The organism is Polaromonas sp. P3_C2 (assembly GCF_056402675.1).
In genome coordinates this window covers 1-1,735 of sequence record NZ_JBFUGX010000780.1, presented here as the reverse complement: position 1 = coordinate 1,735, position 1,735 = coordinate 1, and the positions used below count along the sequence as shown (strand labels likewise).

Sequence of the window (1,735 nt, the reverse complement as noted above, 5' to 3'; positions counted from 1 at the left end):
GTGTCGAGCCGACCGATGTCGGGTCGTTTTGTGTGGCGCTGCAACTGGGATTGGAAAAAACTATCCAGCCGGCTTGCCAGTTGCTCCCCGCCGTTGCGCATGTGGGGGTGCCCCCGGTAAGGGCATTGGAGGTATTGCTCGACATGCAGATGGTGACGCAATTGTTTCTGCTGATCGCTTCAATCCTCGCACGCGAGACGTCATTGGAAAATTCAGCCGTAATGGCGCCTGCCTGGTTTCGAACCATGAACTCCCTCAAATTAGGCAGTCCTATGGCCAAAATCATGGCTAAAACAGCAACTGTCACCATGATTTCGATGATGGTGAAGCCTGCGTCGCAAGCGCGCGGGGTCGCTTTGGCTGGGCGGCGTAAGGAGGTTGAGCACACGGTCATTCGCATGTCGTGAGTATAGGAACCGCCGTTGACGGGCGAGGCTCCGGCTGTCGGGCTCCGACTACCATTAATCTGGTGGCGGGTAGGGTTTTTGCCGGACCCGGAGCGATTTCTACCGCCTGACCTCGTCCACCAAGGTCTTGAATTCGTCAATATCCTCGAAGCTGCGGTAAACGCTCGCAAAGCGGACATAGGCCACCTTGTCGAGCTTGCGGAGCTCACGCATGACGAGCTCGCCGATGCGGTTGGACGGCACTTCCCGCAGCCCCAGGCTCAGGAGCTTTTCCTCGATGCGTTCAACCGCCGAGTCGACCTGCTCGGTGCTGACGGGCCGCTTGCGCAGCGCGAGGTTCAGGGACGCCAGGACTTTGCTGCGCTTGTACTCGATGCGCCTGCCGTCCTTCTTGACGATGGACGGGAAGGTGACATCGGGCCGCTCATAGGTTGTGAAGCGCTTTTCACATGCGCCGCACTGGCGGCGGCGGCGTATGAATTCGGCATCTTCGCCCACGCGCGTCTCCACGACCTGGGTTTCAAGGTGGCCGCAAAAAGGGCATTTCATGATGGGCAGCTCGAATTTGAAGGCGTAAATCGGCCTCCAGCCCAATCAGAACGAGCGCAGGCAGCTATTAAAATCATAGTGCCTGCGCTGTCCGTCATGGTTAGCGGTAGACCGGGAAACGGCTGGTCAGGGCGTGGACCTTGGCACGGACCGCTTCGATGTTGGCCGCGTCGCGCGGGTTATCCAGCACGTCGGCGATCAGGTTGGCCGTGATGCGCGCTTCTTCGTCCTTGAAGCCGCGGGTCGTCATGGCCGGGGTGCCGATGCGCACGCCGCTGGTGACCATCGGTTTTTCGGGGTCGTTCGGGATGGCGTTCTTGTTGATCGTCATGTGGGCGCTGCCCAGCACGGCTTCGGCTTCCTTGCCGGTGATGCCCTTGGCGCGCAGGTCGACCAGCATGACGTGGCTTTCGGTGCGGCCGCTGACGATGCGCAGGCCGCGCTGGGTCAGGGTGTCGGCCACGATCTGCGCGTTCTTCACGACCTGCTGCTGGTAAGCCTTGAACTCGGGCGCCATGGCTTCCTTGAAGGCCACGGCCTTGGCGGCAATCACATGCATCAGCGGGCCGCCCTGCAGGCCGGGGAAGATGGCGCTGTTGATGGCTTTTTCGTGTTCGGCCTTCATCAGGATGATGCCGCCACGCGGGCCGCGCAGGCTCTTGTGTGTGGTCGACGTGACGATGTCGGCGTGCGGCACCGGGTTGGGGTACACGCCCGCAGCCACCAGGCCGGCGTAGTGGGCGATGTCGACCATGAAGATCGCGCCAACGGCCTTGGCC

General features: G+C 61.4%; 3 protein-coding genes. All 3 read right to left on the bottom strand.

What is annotated here, in order from left to right; translation table 11 throughout:
* A partial coding sequence (locus tag AC1DWI_RS21875; protein ID WP_477725757.1) for a GspH/FimT family pseudopilin occupies positions 1–310 on the bottom strand: 310 nt, incomplete at its 3' end.
* A gap of 196 nt (positions 311–506) precedes the next feature.
* Positions 507–956 (bottom strand): transcriptional regulator NrdR, encoded by a 450-nt coding sequence (gene nrdR, locus AC1DWI_RS21870; RefSeq protein WP_457280253.1) that lies wholly within the window; start codon positions 954–956, stop codon positions 507–509.
* Between the two features lie 100 nt (positions 957–1,056).
* Positions 1,057–1,735 (bottom strand): serine hydroxymethyltransferase (locus AC1DWI_RS21865; protein WP_477725756.1); only part of this gene is annotated, 679 nt, incomplete at its 5' end.

What these genes read in the sequence shown, in the direction of transcription:
- nrdR (WP_457280253.1), bottom strand. Translation starts at nt 956, where the DNA reads ATGAAATGCCCTTTTTGCGGCCACCTTGAAACCCAGGTCGTGGAGACG.